This window comes from Pseudomonas sp. GW821-FHT02A11 (genome assembly GCF_059421985.1).
Map to the genome: position 1 here is coordinate 365335 of NZ_JBWKWB010000003.1, position 16054 is coordinate 381388.

Below are 16054 nucleotides of genomic sequence, written 5' to 3' on the forward strand. Positions count from 1 at the left end.
GTTTTCACCTATGCGTTTGATTGGTTTCATGCTGTGCCTGGCTCCATTAATGGTTCAGGCGGCGAATAACGAGTTGCAGGTCTCTGTAGCTTCTGGAAGCGAGGAGCCGCAGGCGTACAGCTACGCGATCGACGGCTCCAAAAATGAGCTTGATCTGCGCGACAGTCATCGCTACCAGGCGGCGTTCAAGGACACCGCAACCAAGCGTGATGTTTGCCGGGAGGGTGAATATAAAACGGGGCTGTTGTTGTCGCTCCGTTCGCTGCCCAAAGCTGCAGACGGATCGCAACCTGTCGAAGTAATTGGTCAGGTTTCAAACCTTGACGGGGTCACTGAAGGCCAAAATCTCTCCTGCGGGGCCAACCAGGTCGTGAAAATGTCCAACAAAGCATTTTCCGACACGGTCCAGGTCGAGCCGAACCGCACCAAGGTTGTCGTGATCGATGGCAAATACACGGTAATGCTTAAGGTGCTCTAACGATCCAAGCTCAGCCGAGGACTTTTTTATGTGGCAATACTCCCGTGTTGATCATCTTCCTCCGGCTGCAGCATGTCTGTTCTGCAACCGCCCCCTCAAAAGCGCCAAAGGCATTGTCATCACTGACGGCTCGCAAGAAGCTTACGCGGGCCCGAATTGCGCGAAGAAGATGCTTGGCGCGCCTGAGGAGCGTCTTCTTGATGTAACCCGCTTGGCGCTATTAGTGGTGTCCGATGAGGATCCGTCGGCCGCCGGCACGGTACCCACGGATGCTGGCTCGACTTCAATTCCCCGCTCAGCCTCTGAAGCCTCGGTGCCGACTCCAGTCCGTCAGCCCCTGCCCCCACTTGATCGTGTAATTCAGTACCTCAGATTGAGGTGCGAATTCATGGAAGAATTCCAATATCACCGCTCAAAACTGCTTGCCGAGGCTTATGACGGCTATCGAGCTACCGGGAATCTCGATGAAGCCAACCGAAAGAAAGTGGCCGGTACTATTCGAAATGCGGCTGAACGAAATACGGTCTTCAGCGAGGACAACGTAAAACGCTGCATTGGCATCAATCACTGGTTGCATGAGGCTTTAGAACACACCAAACCAGAGCGCCGGGACTTCTTGAAATCGATGTTGAACAAACTGCACCGGCATTGGCATCTGACTACCGCTCAGCTGAATGCTGTCAACAACTGGGGTGCGGGCGTGCGCAAGCGCGTGCATACATTCCCTCACCTGGACCCCGAAACATTTTCGGGGGTATCGATCCCTGAGTTCATGCAGCCCAAAAAAAGAGGGGCGTCTGACCCTGTTTAGGTCTATTTCTGGGATCTGAAGTATCTGCTCGTGATGGGTAACTGAGGGTTCTGGCACAGCCTTGACCGCGAAAGAATTACCCCATTCCGAACAGACGAGATCCAAACCGTGACTAATCTTTCTCTCGCAGCTACCAACACCGCAACGAACTCTATCGAGACGACTCTGGCTGGTCAGCGCGTGCGTCTTGATCTTATTTGCCGCAATCCCAAGATCGACCCTCGCAAGGGGCGCAATAAAGCTCGCTACGCCCAGATGAAGGAAAGCATTCGTGCAGAGGGCGTAATCCAGCCCATCCTGCTACGTCCAATTCCGGGCGGTGCTGTGCCTTATGAAGTCGTTTTTGGTAACTCCCGATTCGATATCTCGGTCGAACTCGGCCTGCACGATATCCTCGCCAACATTCGTGAGATGACTGACTTTGAGGCTCGTAAAGCCGCGGCTATCGAAAACATCCAGCGCGCCGACCTGACACCTATCGAAGAAGCGTACAACGCTGTCGATCTTCTCGCGGATCACAACAACGACCACAACGAGGTGTGTCTTATTCTTGGCTGGGCACGCCACAAGCTGGACGCCCGGGTGTTGCTATCCAAATGCTGCGATGAGGTTGCGGAAGCCCTTGTGCAAGGCGAAATCAAGCTGGGTCATGCTGAGCTTCTGGCCCCCATGCTTCATGAAGATCAGCGCCTGATCTGCGGGCGGATTATCGAACGTGGCATGACAGTCGCGGCAACTCGCGACCGGCTGAACGAGATGTCCGGCGTAATCGCCAAAGCGCCGTTTGATACAGCGGATTGCCAAACCTGTGAGCACAACAGCGCCAAATTTGGCGATCTGTTTGGCACGTCGTTGGGCGATGCTAAATGTCAAAATCGTAGCTGCTGGGAGAGCAAAACCGAGAACCTCATCAAGGTAAAACTGATCGAGGCAAAGGAAGAATATGGCGTTGTTCACACCGATTTGACCCTGCCGGATCATGGCTACGTTCTGTTGGAGGAAACTGGAGCAGAGGGCGTGGGAAGCACACAGTTTGCAGCCTGCACCAGTTGCAGTAGCTACGGCGCTGTAGTCAGTACGAAGCCGGGTAATGAAGGCCGTATCGTTGGTGGGCACTGTTTCAATAAAACCTGCCACACCGAACACAACAATTCGTACAAGGCATTGATCGCGAGTGCAACGGCATCGCCTGTCACGACTACCACGGGCACCCATGAACCAAATAAGCAGAATGTTGACAAGGCTGGTACTGCGACGGCCAAAGCTGCTGGTGGAAAATCGACTGCCCAAGCCAAGCCTCAAGAAGTGAAGAAGGCAATCAAGCGTGAGGCATTCACGTTGTTCTCCCAAATGGGTAGTCAGGCTATTCAAGGGAACCCTTCCTACGTGTTGGCCATCAGCATCGTATCGCTGTATCTCGACATGCGCTCTGATCTGCCGTCCGAACTCCTTGCCCGTCTCCAGAAGGCCACCGGGATTCCGAGCAGCCTCTACGGTCAAGACCGTACTCCTGTTGAGGCAATGTTGGCGCAGAAGCCGTATGAGGAGCTTCAGAGCATTCTGACCAAGCTTGCAGCATGCACAGTCTTCCGTCGCGATAGTACAGATCAATTCCAAAAATCGACTCCAGGTGCTCAGTCCCTCGCCTTCATCAAGGCCGCAGGCATGGACCCTGTTGATCACTTCAAGATGACTGAGAGCTACCTCAAGGCGCTGACCAAGGCCGGGATCGTTGCGGACTGCAAGGCAAGTGGTTTCGAGTCCAAATTCGACGAGGTCAAGGGGGCGAAGGAGTTCGCCAAGGTGGCAGCAGGCAAGGCAGACGACCTTATCAAAGCCATTCTCGCCTTCACCGACTTTAGCTGGAGTGGGTACTTGCCGGAGACGATGAAAATTTCTGCCTACGACGGTTCTGTCACTGCCTAAGCCACTACAAACTGGCTCCAACTTAACTAGGGAAACCAACCATGAATACCTTTCTGCAATCTGTAGGCGCCGTTCTGACTTCTGGCCTCAAGGCCAACATTCAACTTGAAGGCTTGGGTAATGGAGCCGTCAAGTTGATCTACACCCCGGACATCGGCCCTACCCCGGAAAGTGCCAGCGAAGCGGTTGTTCAGCTTCGTGCCGCGATTGCCAAGCCCATGGTAGTTAGCGGTACTCCCGAAGAAATCGAGGAGGCCTTTGCAGAATTGATCGCGTCCAAATCCGCAGTAGTCGGTCGTGGCCTGAACGCTCTGGATGAAATTGAGCGTCTCGCCGCCAAGGCTGTCGATGAAGCCAAAAGCAAGGTAGCGACCAAAGCTACTGACGCGCCAGCCGCTGCCATCGATGATGAGGGGGAGGAGGAAGACGAAGGCAGCGGCCAAGCTGCTGCACCGGCTCCTACACCCGCGCCTAACGGCTCCGCAGCTTCGTCGTTCTAAGGGGGATTTATGGCAGTCTCAATTCTTACCCTGACCCGTCTGTTTCGCTTTTCCGGTCGTGATCTTCCTGACCCCGACCCAAGCATGCAGCCCGGTGACGTTCTGAAGCACTACGCTCGGCAATTCCCGAAGCTCAATGGCGGGAAGGTAATCGACCCAATCAACGAGGCAGATAAGCAAGTCTATGAGTTCCGACAAGGCAACTTCGGTGACCGCGGTTAATCCGCTCGATCAACTCAGGGCATGGGCGGGCGGCGCTGCCGCCCCCTCTCCCGAAAAAAACATCAACAATTGCTGCCTTGAGCGCAACCAGCAGGTGAGACTGTGGAATCTCTTGCACAAACCAAGCAAGCCTGGAACGCTTTCAAGTTCCCAAGTGCCCCGCTAAGCGCGCTGACAATCCCGCACGTAAGCTCTGCGATGCAAAGTGGGTCTGCCGCACTGTTTATGCGTGACTACGGCTATCTGGTAGACCACAAAGGCCACAGTGCTTTCTGCTTGGAAGCTCTTGAGGGAGGTTTGGTCCACGAATCTGACCTGTCGCCCTTGTTGCACTACCCAAATGGATATGGGCTGCATCAGGTGACCGGGAGGGTCGTCAAGAGTATCGAGTCCCGTGTTTCATTCACTGTAGGCGGCGCCCTACCTGATGCGGATCGGATCATCTTTGATCTTAGCCGCCGAGAGGTGGAACTCCCCTACGCAGCAGGTCTTGCTCTGGCAGTTGCGGAGGCGGGCTTACTTTCTGAGTCCGATATCGCCCCATGCCTATCGCGTGGTTCTGATGCCGGTTACGACCTACTGAATGCAACTTCGGTAGCGTTAGACGCCCTTCTCCCCGTCCCTCAACGTCAAGAGCGTGTCATCGAGGGCGGTACCACCTACCTTGATACGTCTTTCGACCTATCCATCGTAGGCTCAGAGCTTCACCTCAACGCCTACGAACGTAACCGGTTCACTTTTGAGTGGCCCGAGGTTAACGATGCGAATCATGAGATTCACGTCCTGTTGATCAAGACGCTTGATGCAATGTCGACCTACCTCGCGCCATTTCATACCCCAGCCTCGGCGTTTGGCTGGTGGGGGCAATACAGCCACGGCGTCTCTGAGTGCTACGAGGGCTACAAGAACGATGTTGATGGAAAGTCGTTAGAGGAAATCATCGACTTTTTGCTCGAGCAGGACGACGTTGTCGCCGAACTCGATTGGCTCGGCGTTGAGGAGAATGATGATGGCGGGCCAGAAATGGACTCGCTCGTTAAAGCTGCGAAAATGCTTTGGCAGATGGCGGATATCGAAACCAACTTCAGAGGCTCATTGACCTACGGTCAAGAACTCGAAGCCGATTTCCAAAAGACTGAGATGAAGGAATTGCTTTCCCAGGGCCGGGAAGTGATTGCGAAAGGTGGGCCTCACGCGAAGCTGGCTGAAGTGCTGTGTGATGCACTCCAAGCCTGTATCGCGCGATTTGACAGCCATCAGAACATCGACCAGATGGTGAGCAGCGAGCAGGACGACGAGAACCCATATGCGGAGTTCGAGAACAGTCCCAACCGATTCTATGATTGCATCTGGATACTGGCCGGTCAGCGACATGAGGAGCTACATATGGATGCCCTTGAGGGATTCAACGCTGACCTTCAGGAGTGTTCAGAGGTCGCAGTCAAGCTACCTCTTTCCTCCGGGCAGCTGGTGGCACAGGTTACTATCCCGATAATGGAGAGAACTAATCAGTGCTTAGCATTGCTACGCCGAATCCAGCTTTCACTCGAGGTATCTCCAGATGCTTAATTCCGATGTCACCGCCCGCGCGATGCTCGCATTCCATCACAAGCGAACAGGTCGCCTCGACTTCACATCACATGAAGTGATGCCCGCGCCTGTTGAGGGCGGCTTCACTCTGGGAGCCGGTCGCGCATTCTCCGAGGAAGACAAAGAGGTGCTCATCGACTTGCTGATGAATGTCGAAAGCAGCATCGAATTCATCGACACCCGAATTTTAGTTAAGTCCCGTTGCATGCTTGTCTGGTACAACGCGCCGCAAGTGATCGACGTCCTGTTCAAGGGGGCTTCCTACAAGGCACCTATCCCGGGTCTGATCTACATCGCAACGCCCGGAAAACTGCGCTGCTACGCCTTTAAGGGGAAGGCACGCCCTACCCCGGACACCAAGTTGTTTCTTGCACCGCTCGGCAACATGTACAGCACAGGTTCGTTTTGCACCGGGAACTGTGATGTGCCCAAGGATAACTCCATCGGCAGCATCCCCGGCTGGGAGCGCTTTGTGCTCCAGTGCGTGAACACACATATGGGTGGAGCGCGGGTGCTCAAGTCCACCGACAGCTATGAGCAAGCGATGGCTTTCTACAAGTCCCTTGAGGAGTCAGGCGCGAAGGCATTTCCACCGCGTGAGTTGATGCCAGTGCTTTCAAAGAAAGTCCACCTAACCCTCAAGGATGCGTTCGTTACAGGAGGTGAGGAATGAGCGCGGTTGTGCAGGCGCTGCCGGTCCAAACCCGATTTAAAGCGCCAGATGATTGGACAACCAAACCTATCCGCATTGTCGTGCTGGGTGCCGGAGGGAACGGAAGTGAGGTTGTCGACTGCCTAGCGTCATTTCATTGTGCAATCCGCAGCCTTGGCCATCCTTACGGCTTGAATGTGACGATTATCGACGATGCGGTGGTGCGGGAATCGAATCTGGTAAGACAGAGGTTCTGGCCCGCCGACCTAGGCTCCTATAAGAGCATCGTCCTCGCCAATCGTTACAACCTGAACCTGGGGCTTGAGTGGACTGGCCTCCCCGCCCGTTTCCCTTGTGAGGAGACACGATTCGCGATTTCTCAAGCTGATATCGTCATTTCATGTGTAGACGTCAACTCCGCTCGGATGGCGGTTTTGCAAAGTGCCGACTCGTTCAAAAGAAATGCAATGTGGTTGGACATGGGCAATGGGCACCGGCACGGTCAGGTGGTTTTCGGTGCGCTTAGCGAGAAGGCCCGAAAGCTGTACCCGAACGTGTTCGACCATTATCCCGAAATTGCGGAAATGGCCGACAACAACACCAAGTCTTGCTCCGCTGCGGAATCTATCGCTGCTCAGGATTGCCTGATAAATCGCACCGTGGCGACAGCAGCAATGAATATTGTATGGGAGTTGATTCGTACCGGGTCTACGGATCGGAACTGGATCACAGTCAGTTTAGAATCTGGCGAGCAGATGACCCACCATTTCCCAATGCAAGGTCAGAACAACTGAAGCTGATTAGCCTCGAAATGCCGCCGCTCTGCGCATAGGGGCGGCTGGATGGCCAGCTGGGCAGCCCGAACCCGAGCCAACATCCCATCCCTCAGGTGGGCGACGAATTCTGAGGCGCATGCCGGGCAGATGGTGAAATCCTGAAGCGTCGAAAGATCCTCATCCCCTACTGCACCAATAACCTCGCCGTTCGTTACGGGAAGCCCACAAAGAATCATACGCGCCCTCAGCGCGGGAATGGTTCGAGCGGTTCCAAGATGAACTTGCTGGTTCTTCACCAGCATCACAAGCGTATCGCCTTCAAGCACTGCTTCTTTCGCGGTAATGATTGGGGCCACGGGGCTAACACTTCAGGTGAGTAGTCCAGCGAGTATAACGCTGGGATGCAATCAGTCATCCGCAAACACCCTCACCTTTTTGACAATGAGATCGCCACAGATCCTCTGAATGGGGCAGTTCGTCTCCACTATTAGGGAGACAGAGGAGCAAAAATGTCAGCCATTCATTTCTACGATGCCATTACCGCGGGCAAGTCTGCTGCCGAGGGTCAGATTGTTCGATATGACTCCCTGATGTTTACGGGATCTGATGCCGCCCGCGCCCAGGAACTGAATGTGGCGCTGCGTGACGATGTACACGTCGACATCGATGCCGCTTCACAATCAGAGCTTTCATCCATGGATCTGGTGGGCGGCGTAAGTGAATTGGATTGGGCGAGAGTAGCCCACCAACATTTTTCTGAGCCTGACTGCCTTCACGTGGGTTACGGTACCTCGACACGGATCGATCCATACATTCGATACGGGCTTTATCGCAACCTGCTGCCCTATCCGTGCATCGGCCTCCCCGTAGGAACTCAATTCCTTGACGTCGATACTCTTCTTCGAGCAATCCACATCCTCAGGCCAGATGAGTACCCATGGCCCACAGGCCCATCACCTATGAGATTTGACGCGACTCACCATTTCCTGATGTGGGATCTGAAGGTGGGCGGCGGGAACAGGGCTGTTCGAATCCGAGACCTGGTTGAGCAAGTTCAGAAAGCTTGTCCCAAGCTCATGTCCCACGCACTGAGCATGACTTCCATCGATCGTATCAAGAACGCCTTAGGCCTTGATGATGGGGAAGTTAGCGACCTGGATAGCTCTATGCCCAGTTTCCTTGTTCACCCCTCTTTACTGACAGATCGGGGCTTTGTGTTGGGTATGCCTGTCGGTATCGATATCACGTATCCGGACATCCTTTTTGTCGTGGATTTACAGGCAGATTTGACGCAGCTTACGGATCCCGAGATCACGTCATATCAGGGTTTTGTCAGGCAGAATGCTAAACAGATGGACAAGCCATTGGTGCGGGTACCTCTAAATCGATTCCCCTTCTGTGCACCTTTGAGATCGGTTCGTCCTGAGGATGCAAGACGCCTTCAGATCGACGTTTCATACGTTAAGCAGAACATTGCTCGCCTCCGTGCGGCAGGGTTCATTGCAGCCCGACTGAAAGACGCGCCAGTTCTTGAGCTTCCATCTCAGCCGGCTGACGCCTATCACCGCTTGTGGGCCGGCGATTTCTCATCAAAGGACCAAGCACTTATGAGGGAACTGCACTCAGCCCCAGCCGCCGAATGGCTACGGGTAGCCGCAAGGGGTAGCGATTCGCGATTTTTGGACCTCGCTGTGCGAATGGTCTGGCGTGAGTCTCCCGAGCATCTGTCTTCTCATCAAATGGCTGAATGCACCAGGTACTTGAAAGCACGAACGACCCGAGAGGATTTGGAGCCCCCACTTTGGGTGGCAGATCTCGCAAAACAGGCACATCATGGTTCTGCTGTTCCCGCTGCGGCAGTTGGGCTTCTTCAACTGCACGAACGCTACACCCGCACGATCGGATAAGTCATGGAATCATCGACAACACCCACCTACGACCCGTACGCAATTCTTCCATTCAAAGCGTATCGATCTCCGGATTCACCTGATGGCGAGCTCTGCTGCTCACTCATGCACTTCGTCGAGTCTGAAAAGTTTCGGGGTGTTGATGAGTGTTATCGGCGTTTCCTGCTTGAGCAGACTGACCCTGATGATTTTCTGCTGGAAACTGGGGCGATTGACCAAGGGAACGTTCGTGAGGATTGGGCGGACGTACGCTTCGGGTTGATCCGAGCCGGGATGTGGATGCAGCTGGTTCAAAACCAGGAGGCACTCCGCGACTCTTTGCTCCAGCCAAAGTGCACCACCGGGATTCCCTTGATCGACGCTGTAGCGGCGAGCATCTATGCACGGCTCGTTGAAGCAAGTGAACCTGGCTTTGAACTCAGACGTGTAGTGCTGTCCGGAGACGTAAGCCTATGCAGTCAGGAAATTTATCATACGTTTGATCACCTCTTCCAAAATCGCTCTCCTGATGAGATCTACGTGTCGGATGAGTCTGGATTGGCGGAGCTTGTGCAGCATTACGCAGTGAGTCGTTACCTCCCTATTCGCGTTTACGGATCTTCCCCGAGTATTGATAATTGCGCGAGCGCCATGCTTGAGAAGGGAACGCACGTATTCGTCGTCAGCGTCGAAGAGGAGTCGAACTCAGCTTTGGCAAATCGGCTTCTCGCACTGGCTCGTGAGCAGGGGAAAACCGCTCACAGAATCGAATGGGCTGAGTAATGTTCAAACAATCCTTGGCGCTCTTCGCTTTTGCTGGGCTCGCAGGCTGCGCTTCAGATCCTCAGTGGGTAACTGCTCCACCCAAGGCAATTTGCTTTGAGCACGCAGACAAGGCCTGCATCGGTGATTTGATAGCGAAGAGCGTGGAGGCGGAGAAGCCCGGGATAAATCGTGACGACTCAATGCGAGTCACTTCGGCGCTAGCCAAAGGTGCAGGCATTGCCGACCCCAACGGCATCGTCAAGCTGCGGAACCAGGCTGAGACCTACATGTGCCTTATCCCGAATGATGACTATGTCGCTGCTGGCACCGCCATCAACGCAGCTCGGGAGAAGCATTTCAACATCGCGATTGATGACGCGATAAAGGTTCAGGACACGAAAGCGCGCCTTTTGGCTCTTCGACATATTGCCGCGTTAGCAGCGAGGTCAACCGATGAGAAGGCGATAGCGCTGTCTCTCACCACGCTCAGTGAGCAGGACAAACCTGCCTATATGGAGGCGCTGCAGCAACGTCTTCTCACGCTCCTTTCCACAGGGGACATGGAGCGCGCAACAGCGTTGAGAGAGGGACTACTCAATTACTATTCGGATCAGCCGGCGAGCACCATGGCCGTTGCGCAAATTGCCATCAGTTATGCAACAACCGGGCATATTGAAGATGCTAACGCTTTCCTTCAGCGCGCCGCTGTCCGGGTGAGTGGTCTGAACACCAAAGACATGGGCGTCCTGTTTGAGGTCATCGTCAAAGCGGGTAAGGGTGAGTACCCTCCTCCCCAGGATTTTTATGCGTTCTCAAGCGATGCAATGCGGCTTGAGGCCTATGTGCAACTTGCTGTCCTTTTCGACCGTTCGGGGCAGGTCGGCTACTCCCGCCGTATTGCAAGTGATATGGCTCGTTTCGCTCAGAAGTCATCGTTCAAAGTAGACGGTGCGCTGGCCACCAAAGCATTCAGCAAGGTCCTCATTGAGGCCATGTGACCTGCGACTGGGCTTATCCACAAAAGCCGTGGACAAGGCTGTTAATAAGTCGCGAAAAAGCTTCCGGGATAACGGATAGGAAGGCTGATCGTTTTTTGATCAATCCCATCTGCTTCTGACACAAGATATTGCAGCTGATCATGAGGCATACCTTCTCACCGGGATTGCCCATGAAACTCTCGATCAAATCTCAAGACCTGGCTCCTTTCCTCAAAACAGTCGCCCGCGTTCCTCAAAAGAAAGCCACCGATGTGTATGGCCATATCTTGCTGGAGGTGAGCTCAGAAAAGGTTCTCCTCTCGGCCCATAACGGGCATAAGCAGATGTCTCTTGCGGTTCCCGCCGACCTGTTTAGCTACCCAGGCGTAAGTTTCTCGGTATGCGTGCCAGCCGTGAAGTTCGACCAAGTGATCAGTGCTCTGCCAAAGGACGCTGTGGTCAACATTCATGTAGCTGAAGAGAAACTGGTTATTTCGGCGGCGCGTTCCCGATTCACCCTGGCGACCCTGCCTGCCGACCAGTTTCCCGTGATGGAATTCACGGTCGATCAGAGCAAGGGCGAAGTGACGCTTCCTGGGTCCACCATTAGCACTGCACTGCATCAAGTCGGTTTCTGCGCTGCACGGACAGACGTGCGAGCGGTGCTGAATGGTGTGCTGTTCGATTTTCAGGCCGGACATATGACTCTCGCGGCCTCTGATGGATTGCGCATGGGGGTGGTTGAGGTGCCTGTGCAAAACGGCCAGATGCAGAACTTCATTCTGCCTAGCACATGCATCGAGGATGTATGCCAGTTCGTTGGCACTGGCGAGGTCCAAATCTCTACCTCGGGATACATGGCCCGCTTCACAAAAGCTGGGGGCGTCTTACACACAAAACTGATCGAGGGAAAATTCCCAGAGTATCGCAGGCTCATTTTGGCAGCTGAAAAGGGGGACGCGGCCCGGGTAGCCCGTGATGAACTTGCGGGCGCAATGACACGTGTGGGTCTGCTTTCTGAGGGATCAGTTTCGCTGGTACGTCTATCTGTGACTTCTGATTCTATTGCCATCCAATCGATTGGCGGCAAGGCCGAGGACATGGCCAATGACGTGCTCCCCTGTGACTACCACGCAGCCCCGTTGGAAATTGGATTCAACGGCTCTATTGCCTGCGAAATCATTCGCTCGTTGGGGGCTCCAGAGATTGATGTGCATTTTACGGATGCTGCTTCTGGCACGCTCCTAAGAGCTCGAGACTTGCCATCACACAGTTTCGTATTGATGCCGGTTCGTCTTTAAGGCCTGGCTCTGGAGATCACAGATGAGCAACGTAGCGATTAAGCAATTGAATGCCTCTCTGGGCGCGCAGGAGGCGCGCCTGGGTGCAGGTTTCGCCTTTCCCACCCATACCCCTCCATTTCCTCTTTTGGATGGTCCAAAAGGGTTGCTGACTGCCCAGAATGAGAAGGACCTCTCCTTCAGGATCATCATGGGTCAGCTTGACTTGGTTCGAGCTCTCGCGGTCGACTCGGGCATCGTCTCCTCGATGGTCAAAGAGATCTGGGACGCAATGGGCGATAAAGACAATGTTGAGAAAGCAGTAGCGTTGATTTATCACGATGGGGCGTGGCTTCGTGTCGGAACGCTGCCAGAGGGCGATGACTACTCGGACAAGAAGGTTCGCAAGGCTGCAAAAGCGGCGTCTGATCGAGAGTTTGCAATCTTGGTTCGACGCAAGCTCAACGCCATCCAAACACTGATTTCGGAACTGCGTGCATACGCCGCCGAAGGTATGGATGGCACCTTGTTTAGCTCCGTGGTTCGCGAAGAGCTTCGCCAGAAATTGTCTGAGATCCTCCCGTACGACTACATCCTGAATCGAGCTGCCGAGCAGTTCCGTGTGAACTGTAAAGAGTTGAGCAGCCGTGCGCGCGATCTGATCAAGTTCATCTGTGATGAGGTCCGAATCTCAAAGCTGAAGGCCGAAGGGATCATCTCCGGGAACTGGACTTCACCAAAGCTGATTCCAGCGTTGCTGAAATCTGGCGGGTATGAATTGAGCCTGTTCCCGCCGGCAGCAATGAAGAAGCTTCGTATGGGAATCGTCGAACGTCAAAGCTCCATTCTTGAGGCTGCGTCCACTGGTGAAGCCCCGGCCTCCGAAATCCTGGCTGCCTGGACTGTGTTCATGCGTGTTGATCGCGATATTGAGAAGTGCGCAGCGATTTTCACAAATGCGAACGTACGTCTCGTAGAGCAGCAGGTAAACCGCTACCGCTTCTCAGACGTAAAAATCGCGCGTTCGGCTGCAAATATGGGGTTAACCCGTGCGGTTTATCGATTCGCGCCCGAACTGGGTTTCCGATTTACAACGATCGCGATCCAATGGATCAAGGTCTCTATTAACCGAGACTTGGCGGACCAGGAGACCATCCGACTGCCTGAGGGGATGCACAAGCATCTGCGTCTGGTGAAAGAGATGCTGCGGGAAAATCCAAATGCGTCCGTCCAAGTACTGGCTAAAGCTACAAAGCTTGATCCTGACTTGGTTCGGGATCTCGTTCACGTTGCTGGCAGCCAGATGTCGATCGACACTGCTTTTCAGGAAAGCGGTTCAAATGAATCGGACGGTCTCCACGAAACCCTCACGGATACCAACAACGATTTCATGAAGGAGATCGAAGAGGACAGCTCGCGAGCGTACCTTCTTCAAGCTCTGGCTGAGATCCTGGATAAGCGTGAGATTACGGTTCTTCTGAATCGCTTCGGTCTCGGGGATTCGAGCGAGATGACCCTGGCCGAGCTGTCAGAGCAGATGAATCTGTCGAAGGAGCGTGTTCGCCAGCTGGAAGTTCAAGCACTCGGCAAACTGCGTGATTCCAAATACGCGGACAGCCTTTTGGAAATGTGGGGTGACCTGTGAATATGCGTTTTCCTCTGCCGGGCGCTGATGTCGAAGTTCGTGGCGTAATGGGCACTTTTGTCGGTGCGGATCTGATGAGCAACGGTGAGGTCCACTTCACGATTCGTTGTTCTTCGAGAAATGCTGACCTAATGGAAACCAGGTGCCTGGTTGAGTCAGATGGCAGTCAACGTATTCACGCGAACTTTATGACTGTCCCTTCAACCGCATGCCAGTGGCGACGTGGTCCGGCTGGTGGGTTGTTCGATGAGGAAGGGCAAATGATGCTGGGTCATACGGAGGGTTATTTATCTGCCTCCGATGACGCCCAGGCGTTTCAGGCGATGCTGTCTCTGCGCAACATGGCATGGGCTCGGTCTCGTTGACGTGGAGAGGCCTCGGAGTCGTTGGCGACCATCGACGCGTACTCGTCCCTACCCTCGAAGTCACCATGGACCTCTAGCTTCCACGCCAGATCAAGCATTCGCTCAGCGTCGTCACTGTCTGGAATGTCATCAAGAGTGGCTTCTGGATCGCTCTCTAAAACCTCTGCTCTGATCTCAATCTCTGCCGGCTTCTCATCCAGAATAATTTCTACAGGTGGCGGAGCAGGTGCGAGAACAGGCATTCCCCTGTACCTGCGAGTGCTCCCCTCAGCTTCAGAGCTGAATACCTCAAGCTCTTTTTCTACTGTCGGCAGGGGGGCGGCATGGTTGCTTAGCCTCATGTTCCAAAGGAACGCCAGGGCGAACACAAGCAAAACCAAGCCGACAATCCAGATCACATTCGATGGCACATCAAACACGACACAATCTCCAGTTCCTAATGACCTAATAGTGGCCTGTCACTGCCCCAAATATGCAGTCTCCGCTAGTGGCACAGGCGATTGAGCAGATACTCGAAGCATTATCTCAAGGGCATCATCATGAACACACCAGATATCGGTCAAACCCAAAACGTTGCTATCCCTGTCAACCTGAACGGTACGTTGAATGTCACCTTACCTGCACATTTGAACGCAGAGGAATTTGCCGCCAGAGCTCTCGAACAGTTCAAGCGAATGATCGAGGCTGAAACTCAAATGGGTGAGTCTGGTGATTCCGCTTTCTCCTTTGAAGGCGATGTATGGAGCACTGAAGGCCAGGCTCAGGTTGGTGATCTGATGTTCGAAGTGCAGCACGACATGTCCATGAACGTTTCGGGTGCACTGGTCGCCCTAAAGCCTCGAGAAGGTCAATTCGGAGCCGATCGTTACCGGAGTCGTATCTGTGCATATGTGTCCATGCACGATGTCTATGTGACAGGCCGTTGCCCGCAAACAGACGCTGAGCGGGTCTTGGTTGTTGTGCGGATGGATGACTCTGACCCTACTGTGCACGTTATGAACCCTTCATTCCAAGACGCTACGGCTGTTGATGGCCAAGCTCCATTGGTGAGCGTGCCGTTTCGAGGAATGTCATTCGCACTGAACTGACGGAATTAGGGCACCCGAAGGCCACTATTAGGGAAAGATTCCATTTGGAGATGGAAATGGCCTTTACCCGACGTGAGTTCAACAAACTGTCAGCCGTCACAGGTATGGCTGCAGCCGCGGGGCTTACCCTCAAGCCCGAGGACGCTCAAGCCCTCAACGCTTCGCTAGCAACGTTGCTCGTGATTGATCCTTTAACTCTGAGTTATATGGTCTATGGGCCATGCTGCTGGTGGTGCGAGGATTACCTCATTGTCTCTCATTACCAACCTGTCGCTTTATGTGAAGTGATCAAGGGCGGCGGCGACACGGCTCTCGGCCAACCTATCGGCGGCCCGCTGAGCGTGGGTACAGACAACAATGACTACACATCAATGCATGTGCGCCTCTGGGAGCTTCCAGACTGGGCAATCGACATAGCAATGGCGTTTCAGAGCTGCAAGCTCTGCGGCGTCGACAAAGCCCGATCAACCAACGTTCCCACATCGAGCATGTTGGACATATGTGGCGCTGCGTCTAACGTCCTGCAAGCTCAGGCGTTGAAAGCTGCGAACCAAGCATTGCCAAGCTGCTTCCCAAAACTGATTTACGACACTGAGTTAGATCCAACCTGGAACACTGGCTGTCGAGACATTGGTGTTGCGTCGGCGCTTGGGATGCTGGCTTGTACGAACCCAATTACATCCAATGTGTCCGTTTTCGGTACCGAGATTTGTATCGGCACAAACTGGGGGCCACTCTACCCACGGCAAATGGCTGACCATAACGACAACGCGGCGATCGCTGCCGGCAAGGCAGCTTACCGAGCAATCCACGTCAGTGGGTTTGCTGTTGGATCATTCCCTTTCAACGCCTCTCTATCTGTTGGGAAGCTGCAACAGACTTCACCTGGAGTCACAGTGGGCTTCTCAGCTGGGAGTTTGTTGCTGGACACTCAGATGCGTCTCTACCCTGTATCTCTCGAAGAGATCTACACGTTCGTATGGTGGGTACCAGTAGTGTGCTGCAAATCGTACGACGAGATCATGGGGTTCTGTACACCTCAGATGTGTGGTGCATAGGCAAGGCTTCTGGCACGCCGTAACATCTCTAAAGT

The 16054-nt window shown here is 54.0% G+C and carries 17 protein-coding genes; 15 read left to right on the forward strand and 2 right to left on the reverse strand.

What is annotated here, in order from left to right:
- Positions 1-10: 10 nt before the first annotated feature.
- The 8 genes from AC07V9_RS07045 (at position 11) to AC07V9_RS07080 (ending at position 6973) form a co-directional block, all read left to right on the forward strand.
- Positions 11-478, forward strand: coding sequence for a hypothetical protein (locus AC07V9_RS07045; RefSeq protein ID WP_495015005.1), 468 nt, complete (start codon positions 11-13; stop codon positions 476-478).
- 28 nt (positions 479-506) lie between these two features.
- A complete protein-coding gene (locus AC07V9_RS07050; RefSeq protein ID WP_495015006.1) occupies positions 507-1289 on the forward strand; it encodes a hypothetical protein in 783 nt (260 codons plus the stop codon).
- 108 nt (positions 1290-1397) lie between these two features.
- The gene (locus AC07V9_RS07055; RefSeq protein WP_495015007.1) at positions 1398-3215 is read left to right on the forward strand and encodes a PRTRC system ParB family protein; all 1818 of its coding nucleotides are present in this window, start codon (positions 1398-1400) and stop codon (positions 3213-3215) included.
- Positions 3216-3256: 41 nt separating this feature from the next.
- Positions 3257-3715, forward strand: coding sequence for a PRTRC system protein E (locus AC07V9_RS07060; RefSeq protein WP_495015008.1), 459 nt, complete (start codon positions 3257-3259; stop codon positions 3713-3715).
- 9 nt (positions 3716-3724) lie between these two features.
- Positions 3725-3937 carry a PRTRC system protein C gene (locus AC07V9_RS07065; protein WP_495015009.1) on the forward strand — a complete coding sequence of 71 codons (213 nt, stop codon included), beginning with the start codon at positions 3725-3727 and terminating at the stop codon, positions 3935-3937.
- Between the two features lie 102 nt (positions 3938-4039).
- Positions 4040-5506, forward strand: a complete 1467-nt coding sequence (locus tag AC07V9_RS07070) for a hypothetical protein (RefSeq protein ID WP_495015010.1) — start codon at positions 4040-4042, stop codon at positions 5504-5506.
- Positions 5499-6200, forward strand: coding sequence for a PRTRC system protein B (locus AC07V9_RS07075; protein WP_495015011.1), 702 nt, complete (start codon positions 5499-5501; stop codon positions 6198-6200). Before AC07V9_RS07070 ends, AC07V9_RS07075 begins: the two co-directional genes overlap by 8 nt.
- Positions 6197-6973, forward strand: coding sequence for a PRTRC system ThiF family protein (locus AC07V9_RS07080; protein WP_495015012.1), 777 nt, complete (start codon positions 6197-6199; stop codon positions 6971-6973). The genes AC07V9_RS07075 and AC07V9_RS07080 overlap by 4 nt, the downstream gene beginning before the upstream one ends.
- On the opposite strand, the gene AC07V9_RS07085 is transcribed toward AC07V9_RS07080, so the two are convergent.
- Complete coding sequence (locus AC07V9_RS07085; protein ID WP_495015013.1) at positions 6961-7311, reverse strand: hypothetical protein; 351 nt, start codon at positions 7309-7311, stop codon at positions 6961-6963. The two genes, AC07V9_RS07080 and AC07V9_RS07085, sit on opposite strands and share 13 nt — an antisense overlap.
- Positions 7312-7464: 153 nt before the next feature.
- Between AC07V9_RS07085 and AC07V9_RS07090 the strand changes: the two genes are divergently transcribed.
- The 5 genes from AC07V9_RS07090 to AC07V9_RS07110 all read left to right on the forward strand — a co-directional run bounded on the left by AC07V9_RS07090 (position 7465) and on the right by AC07V9_RS07110 (position 13508).
- Positions 7465-8862 (forward strand): hypothetical protein, encoded by a 1398-nt coding sequence (locus AC07V9_RS07090; protein WP_495015014.1) that lies wholly within the window; start codon positions 7465-7467, stop codon positions 8860-8862.
- A 3-nt stretch (positions 8863-8865) separates the two neighbouring features.
- Positions 8866-9624: an NADAR family protein gene (locus AC07V9_RS07095; RefSeq protein WP_495015015.1), complete on the forward strand. Its 759-nt coding sequence runs from the start codon at positions 8866-8868 to the stop codon at positions 9622-9624.
- A complete protein-coding gene (locus tag AC07V9_RS07100) occupies positions 9624-10604 on the forward strand; it encodes a hypothetical protein (protein WP_495015016.1) in 981 nt (326 codons plus the stop codon). Before AC07V9_RS07095 ends, AC07V9_RS07100 begins: the two co-directional genes overlap by 1 nt.
- Before the next feature lie 170 nt (positions 10605-10774).
- A complete protein-coding gene (gene dnaN, locus AC07V9_RS07105) occupies positions 10775-11884 on the forward strand; it encodes a DNA polymerase III subunit beta (RefSeq protein ID WP_495015017.1) in 1110 nt (369 codons plus the stop codon).
- Between the two features lie 22 nt (positions 11885-11906).
- The gene (locus AC07V9_RS07110) at positions 11907-13508 is read left to right on the forward strand and encodes a sigma-70 family RNA polymerase sigma factor (protein ID WP_495015018.1); all 1602 of its coding nucleotides are present in this window, start codon (positions 11907-11909) and stop codon (positions 13506-13508) included.
- A 316-nt stretch (positions 13509-13824) separates the two neighbouring features.
- On the opposite strand, the gene AC07V9_RS07115 is transcribed toward AC07V9_RS07110, so the two are convergent.
- Entirely contained in the window at positions 13825-14292 is a 468-nt protein-coding gene (locus AC07V9_RS07115) for a hypothetical protein (protein WP_495015019.1), read from the reverse strand.
- Between the two features lie 120 nt (positions 14293-14412).
- Here AC07V9_RS07115 and AC07V9_RS07120 point away from each other — a divergent pair, with 120 nt between their 5' ends.
- On the forward strand, positions 14413-14961 hold the full coding sequence (locus AC07V9_RS07120) for a hypothetical protein (RefSeq protein ID WP_495015020.1): 549 nt from the start codon (positions 14413-14415) through the stop codon (positions 14959-14961).
- A 56-nt stretch (positions 14962-15017) separates the two neighbouring features.
- Positions 15018-16019: a hypothetical protein gene (locus tag AC07V9_RS07125; protein WP_495015021.1), complete on the forward strand. Its 1002-nt coding sequence runs from the start codon at positions 15018-15020 to the stop codon at positions 16017-16019.
- The last annotated feature ends 35 nt before the right edge of the window (positions 16020-16054 follow it).

Bases quoted from the DNA above. Each gene is read 5' to 3' on its own strand.
- AC07V9_RS07045 (WP_495015005.1), top strand. From the start codon at position 11: ATGCGTTTGATTGGTTTCATGCTGTGCCTGGCTCCATTAATGGTTCAG.
- AC07V9_RS07050 (WP_495015006.1), top strand. From the start codon at position 507: ATGTGGCAATACTCCCGTGTTGATCATCTTCCTCCGGCTGCAGCATGT.
- AC07V9_RS07060 (WP_495015008.1), top strand. From the start codon at position 3,257: ATGAATACCTTTCTGCAATCTGTAGGCGCCGTTCTGACTTCTGGCCTC.
- AC07V9_RS07065 (WP_495015009.1), top strand. From the start codon at position 3,725: ATGGCAGTCTCAATTCTTACCCTGACCCGTCTGTTTCGCTTTTCCGGT.
- AC07V9_RS07075 (WP_495015011.1), top strand. From the start codon at position 5,499: ATGCTTAATTCCGATGTCACCGCCCGCGCGATGCTCGCATTCCATCAC.
- AC07V9_RS07080 (WP_495015012.1), top strand. From the start codon at position 6,197: ATGAGCGCGGTTGTGCAGGCGCTGCCGGTCCAAACCCGATTTAAAGCG.
- AC07V9_RS07090 (WP_495015014.1), top strand. From the start codon at position 7,465: ATGTCAGCCATTCATTTCTACGATGCCATTACCGCGGGCAAGTCTGCT.
- AC07V9_RS07095 (WP_495015015.1), top strand. From the start codon at position 8,866: ATGGAATCATCGACAACACCCACCTACGACCCGTACGCAATTCTTCCA.
- AC07V9_RS07100 (WP_495015016.1), top strand. From the start codon at position 9,624: ATGTTCAAACAATCCTTGGCGCTCTTCGCTTTTGCTGGGCTCGCAGGC.
- dnaN (WP_495015017.1), top strand. From the start codon at position 10,775: ATGAAACTCTCGATCAAATCTCAAGACCTGGCTCCTTTCCTCAAAACA.
- AC07V9_RS07110 (WP_495015018.1), top strand. From the start codon at position 11,907: ATGAGCAACGTAGCGATTAAGCAATTGAATGCCTCTCTGGGCGCGCAG.
- AC07V9_RS07120 (WP_495015020.1), top strand. From the start codon at position 14,413: ATGAACACACCAGATATCGGTCAAACCCAAAACGTTGCTATCCCTGTC.
- AC07V9_RS07125 (WP_495015021.1), top strand. From the start codon at position 15,018: ATGGCCTTTACCCGACGTGAGTTCAACAAACTGTCAGCCGTCACAGGT.